A 6,000-nucleotide genomic window follows, 5' to 3' on the forward strand; every position below is an offset into this window, starting at 1 on the left:
CATTATTTTTATTGGGATGCGGCCTTTTAATACGGCCTGCTGAGATAGCTAGAGCAAGTCGAATGCCAAGATACTTGTAAGTGGCTATAAAGCCTGGAGTAGAGCCACTAAGCGCCTGAAAGTGCAGCTGATAGGTCAGGCAATTACAAGACGTAACGTCTCGTCCCTTTTGGAAACCTTGCGAATACTGAGCGGTTATGTCTCACAGGAGCTGGGTGACAAATTAGGCTTGAAGGGAATGGTTAAGCCGCCTTTAATGGCTGTTACATAAAAATAAGAACTAACCTTCGGAGGTACTATGTCCTCTGGTTTTTCCAAGACTCACCTGGAACACGTAACCCGAGTATTACGCACTGCCGAAAATGCCCCGACCCTGCCGGTGCCTAACGTTATCCTCGATTCCTGGCGCCGCTCGGTCCAGCAACACAAACTTGACCCTGCTTCTCTGCAGGGCCCTAGGATTCTCGAGGCTCACCAATTGCATGAACATCGTGAGCGTGTCGACGATTTCCTGCACTTGGCAGGTGATGAAATGTCACGCCTGCACTATCGCGTGCGTGATGCCGACTATTGCGTGATGCTCACTGACCCCTTGGGCTGCACCGTCGACCTACGCATCGAATCGACCATCCGTAGCGAGTACCGCCGTGCCGGGATGGATGTAGGAACCTGCTGGTCGGAAAGTGAAGAAGGCACGACAGGCGTCTGCGCTGTATTGATCGACAAGCAGCCGGTCACCGTACACAAGCATGATCATTTCCGCGCAGCGTTCATCGGTATAACTTGCTCCGCTGCGCCAGTGTTTTCTCCAACTGGTGAGATAATTGCTGTGCTGGATGTATCCTCGGTCCGTGCGCCCGATAACCGCCGCAGCCAGCACCTGATTCGGCAAATGGTCATCCAAAGCGCTACCGACCTCGAAAATGCATACTTCATGTACAGTACCCAAGACTTTTGGGTCCTGCGTGCGCACCCGCTGCCAGGCTACGTTGACAGCCAGCCGCAATGCCTGTTTGCTTGGGATCGAGATGGGCGTATCCAGGCCCTCAACCCTGCGGCGCGTCGTCTGTTGTTGCAGCGCTGTGGCAGGATTCCCAGCCACATCGAGGAAGCCTTCGCCGGCGCGCGGCTTCCTGCCTTCGGTGACGACAACCTTTACTATCTGCAGTCGATGGGCCTGCACGTGCGCCTTAAGGCGCCAAGGCGCAACACTGCCGCGCCGCAGGCGACGCCGGTCGCATCGGCACTTGACCCCAAGGTTGCTCAAGCACTGGAAATGGCGGTACGGGTCAAGGATCGCGGGTTGCCGGTGCTAATTCATGGCGAGACGGGTGCTGGAAAAGAACACTTTGCCCTACAATTGCACGCTGCAAGTAAACGTCGCGACAAGCCTTTTATCACGATCAATTGCGCAGCTATTCCAGAAAGCCTGATTGAGAGTGAGCTGTTTGGTTATGCCGCCGGTGCCTTTACCGGCGCTTCGGCCAAAGGCATGCGTGGTTTGTTGCAACAAGCCGACGGCGGTACGCTGTTTCTAGATGAAATCGGTGATATGCCACTAACACTGCAAACCCGTCTGCTCAGAGTGCTCAGTGAAGGTGAGGTTGCCCCCTTGGGAGGCGTCCGCCCCCAGCCCATTGATGTCCATGTCGTGTGTGCCAGCCATCGCGATCTTGCGGCACTGGTAGAAGCAGGCAGCTTTCGTGAAGATTTATTCTTTCGCTTGAGCGGTGCCCGCTTTGAAATCCCGCCCTTACGGGAGCGTAAAGATAAACTAACGTTGATCAATACATTGCTGGATGATGAGTGCCACCGTACGGGAGAACGCCTGGAGCTCAGCGAGACTGCGTTGGAACTACTTCTGAATTATTCATGGCCAGGAAACATGCGGCAATTGCATCATGTGTTGCGCTATGCGTGCGCCGTTTGTAAAAGTCAGATAATCGGGGTACGAGACCTGCCAAAGCCGCTTAGCGCCAGTGCTCCAATGATAAGTGTGGAGACGGTATCCGGCAGTCCTGAGCGTCAGGCATTAATCGACGCCTTGGTTCGCAATCGCTGGAAACCCCTGTTGGCAGCACAGGAACTGGGGATATCGCGTGCGACGCTGTACCGGAAAGTAAATCAGCACGGGATCAAAATGCCGGGGAAGGGATCATATAACTAGACATGTGCCAGGCGCCCCGCTCGGGACGCCTGGCACTCTTACATCAAAGGGCTTGTTGCAACTGCGGTAACGCTTCGAACAAGTCCGCTACCAAGCCGTAATCGGCAACCTGGAAGATCGGTGCCTCTTCATCCTTATTGATCGCGACGATCACCTTGGAGTCCTTCATGCCCGCCAAGTGCTGGATCGCACCAGAGATTCCGACGGCGATGTACAGCTGCGGCGCGACGATCTTGCCGGTCTGGCCGACCTGCATATCGTTTGGCACAAAGCCCGCGTCGACGGCGGCTCGTGAGGCACCGACTGCAGCGCCGAGCCTGTCGGCAAGACTGTAGAGATGCTTGAAATTTTCGCCGTTCTGCATGCCACGACCGCCGGAAACGACGATGTTGGCAGCAGTCAGTTCCGGACGGTCGGATTTAGCCAGCTCTTCACCAACGAAAGACGACTTGCCAGCATCGTGCGCGGCACGCACCGCTTCAGTTGCGGCCGAACCACCTTCGGAGGCAACGGCATCGAAGCCGGTGGCACGGACGGTAATGACCTTGATGGCAGCGCTCGATTACACGGTAGCAATGGCGTTGCCGGCGTAGATCAGGCGCTTGAACGTGTCAGCCGATTCCACCGAGATGATTTCGGAGATCTGGTCGACATCTAGCTGCGCAGCGACGCGGGGCATGATGTTCTTGCCATTGGCCGTGGCGGCGGCCAGCACGTGGCTGTAGCCCGACGCCAGTTCAACGATCAGCGGCGCAATGTTTTCTGGCAACTGATGAGCGTAGGCGGCGTTATCCGCGACCAAGACCTTGCTCACGCCAGCGATTTTTGCGGCGGCTTCGGCCACGGTAGCAACGCCAGTACCAGCGACCAGCACATGGATATCACCGCCAATTTTCTGCGCTGCAGCCACGGTACTCAAAATTGAAGGAGCAACGCCGGTATGGGCCTGACCTTCGGTTATATAATCTGCGACGACCAGGATAGTCATTATATGCTCTCCATTATCAAAGCACCTTCGCTTCGTTTTTCAGTTTCTCGACCAGATCAGCCACCGACCTGACCTTGATACCCGCGCTGCGTATGGCAGGCGCCTCGACCTTGAGGGTCTTGCTGGTCGAAGCCATAGACACATCCAAAGCCTCAGGTAGGATGATTTCGAGCGGTTTTTTCTTGGCCTTCATGATGTTCGGCAGCGAGGCGTAACGCGGCTCGTTGAGGCGCAGGTCAGTGGTGACGATCGCTGGCAGTTTCAGCGCGACGGTCTGTAGACCATCGTCCACCTCGCGAGTAACGTTGACCTTATTACTATTGACTTCAACCCTGGAGGCGAAGGTTCCTTGGGGATAGCCGCTAAGCGCGGCAAGCATCTGGCCAGTCTGGTTGTTGTCGCTGTCAATCGACTGCTTGCCAAGGATCACCAACTCTGGCTGCTCCTTGTCGACCACTGCCTTGAGCAGTTTGGCGACGCCTAGCGAGGTGACTTCTTCAGCATGCTCGATGAGTATGGCGCGATCAGCACCCAGTGCCAGTGCGGTGCGCAGTTGCTCTTGAGCAGTGGCCGGACCGATAGTGACTACGACGATTTCGCTAGCCTGGCCCTTCTCTTTAAGACGTACCGCTTCTTCAACGGCAATTTCGTAGAAAGGATTCATCGACATCTTGACGTTCGCAAGATCGACACCGGAGTTGTCCGTTTTGACACGGACTTTTACGTTGTAGTCGACCACGCGTTTAATGGCTACAAGGACTTTCATGGATGACTCCATTGTTAGAAATTGACCCGCTCCGCATGGGGGCCGGGAACGGCAGTTCAGCGTTCACTCAGTTGCTCGATGACGCCGCTGGCCTTAAGGTGTACGAGGCGTTCATCACTGAGTCCCAACTGCCCCTTGAGCACCTCATCGGTGTGCTCGCCCAGCATCGGTGCCGGGCGCAGATACTCAACCGGTGTCCCGGACATCTTGATCGGGCTACCGACCGTGACGAAGTCAGGTTTGAGGCGGTGAGGAATGTTCACCAGCATTTCGCGCGCCTTGATCTGCGGCTCGTCCAGCGCCTGGGCGATGCTGTTGATGGCCCCGATAGGCACGCCACAGGGGTGGATACGGCTTATCCACTCCTGTGCGCGATCGCCGAGGAAGTGCCGAGACAGAATTTCAATGACAGCCTCACGATTGGCCACCCGATCTGCATTGCGCTTGAAGCGCGGATCCGTAGGTAGACCTGCTAGGCCAATGGCCTCGCACAGCGCAACAAATTGAGTGTCGTTGCCGCAGGCGATGATGAAATCCTGGTCACTGGCGCGAAACACCTGGTAGGGCACGATATTGGCGTGGGCGTTGCCGTAGCGCCCGGGCGGCTTTCCGAAGGCCAGGTAGTTCTGGCTTTGGTTACACAGTGTGGCGACCTGAACGTCCAGCAAAGCCATGTCGATATGCTGACCCACCCCTGATTTTTCCCGACTCAATAATGCTGCTTGAATCGCCACTGTAGAGTAGAGCCCGGTCATCAGATCCGAAAACGCCACGCCGACTTTCTGCGGTCCTCCACCGGGAAGGTCATCGCGCTCACCCGTGATGCTCATCAGTCCACCGATCCCTTGGACGATGAAGTCATAACCAGGCTCGGCGGCACGCGGCCCCGTCTGGCCAAAGCCGGTCACCGAGCAGTACACCAAGCGTGGATTGAGTTCGGACAAGGACGCATAGTCCAAGCCGTACTTAGCCAATGAACCCGCTTTGTAGTTTTCGATCAATACGTCGCAACTAGTGGCCAACGCACGCACTAATTCCTGACCTTCAGGGGTGGCTAGGTTTAAGGCAACTGATAACTTGCCGCGGTTGGTCGACTGATAGTAGGAGGACTCGCTCGTGCGTTCATCGTCCTGGCTTTTCATCCATGGTGGCCCCCAGCCACGCGTATCATCACCCACGCCTGGCCGCTCGATCTTGATTACTTCGGCACCTAGGTCGGCCAAAGTCTGGCCACACCATGGGCCCGCAAGCACGCGGCTCAAGTCGAGTACGCGGTATCCCGTCAAAGCACCCATTTCATATCACCTTATTGTTGTATGCGTTTATGCATGTTCGCTAACTATCGTCAGCACCGGGCCTATGCCGCGACACAGGCTGTATCCCCATGGAGGAATCAGGCAAATGACGGCTCGGTATGGGCAAGCGACAGGCCCAGGCTCGCGCGTCGACGCAACCAAGGGCCAGGACGATAGCGGGGATCGCCCGTCAAACGGGTCATGCGCTCTAGGATAGTCAGCAACCGAGCAGCGCCAATGCTGTCACCCCAGGCCAATGGGCCCTGCGGGTATCCCAAGCCACGACGTACGCCCTCGTCCAGATCACCCACGCTGGCAATGCCTTGCTGGACGATATCACCGGCCAGGTTGACGATCATCGCCAGCACTCGCTGCGCGACAAATCCCACACTGTCATTGATCACACCGACACCAACTCCATCGCGGGCCAGCAGCGCATGGGCCGCGTTGCGCATGTCAACCCTAGTGGCCGGGTTCAACATCAGCGAGCGATAGCGAGTGCAGTCGAGCAGTGGATCGATACACACCGTACGGGCGGCATCCGTGGAGAAGCGCTGGACCGCGCTGGTAGCGTCTAGTCCATAAGGCGCCAATAGGCACAAGGCCTCGGCAGTGGGCTCGATGCCCTCCTCCATGTGGGCGCCGAGACGATGCAGCAAGGCGGTGAGCGTCGCGCGGTCCGATTCGTTCTCGGTACCCAGCCACACCGGCGGTATTGCCTCTACTGCCGGTACTACTTGCGGCATGGGTGGATCTACCCTCTGGCCATCGGCATATCGATAAA

The 6,000-nt window shown here is 56.9% G+C and carries 4 protein-coding genes and 1 pseudogene; 1 reads left to right on the plus strand and 4 read right to left on the minus strand.

The window, feature by feature from the left end; genetic code table 11:
- Positions 1–298 precede the first annotated feature (298 nt).
- Entirely contained in the window at positions 299–2,167 is a 1,869-nt protein-coding gene (locus IQ22_RS20365; RefSeq protein ID WP_145145442.1) for a sigma-54-dependent Fis family transcriptional regulator, read from the plus strand.
- A 43-nt stretch (positions 2,168–2,210) separates the two neighbouring features.
- Here IQ22_RS20365 and IQ22_RS20370 read toward each other — a convergent pair.
- From IQ22_RS20370 to IQ22_RS20385, 4 genes and pseudogenes are all read right to left on the minus strand, one after another.
- Positions 2,211–3,155: pseudogene (locus tag IQ22_RS20370) on the minus strand (electron transfer flavoprotein subunit alpha/FixB family protein).
- 16 nt (positions 3,156–3,171) lie between these two features.
- Positions 3,172–3,921, minus strand: coding sequence for an electron transfer flavoprotein subunit beta/FixA family protein (locus IQ22_RS20375; protein WP_145145443.1), 750 nt, complete (start codon positions 3,919–3,921; stop codon positions 3,172–3,174).
- A 56-nt stretch (positions 3,922–3,977) separates the two neighbouring features.
- Positions 3,978–5,216 (minus strand): CaiB/BaiF CoA transferase family protein, encoded by a 1,239-nt coding sequence (locus tag IQ22_RS20380; RefSeq protein WP_145145445.1) that lies wholly within the window; start codon positions 5,214–5,216, stop codon positions 3,978–3,980.
- 98 nt (positions 5,217–5,314) lie between these two features.
- Positions 5,315–6,000 (minus strand): 3-hydroxyacyl-CoA dehydrogenase family protein (locus IQ22_RS20385; protein ID WP_244309323.1); only part of this gene is annotated, 686 nt, incomplete at its 5' end.

The sequence above is a fragment of the Pseudomonas duriflava genome (assembly GCF_007830155.1).
Taxonomy (GTDB): domain Bacteria; phylum Pseudomonadota; class Gammaproteobacteria; order Pseudomonadales; family Pseudomonadaceae; genus Chryseomonas; species Chryseomonas duriflava.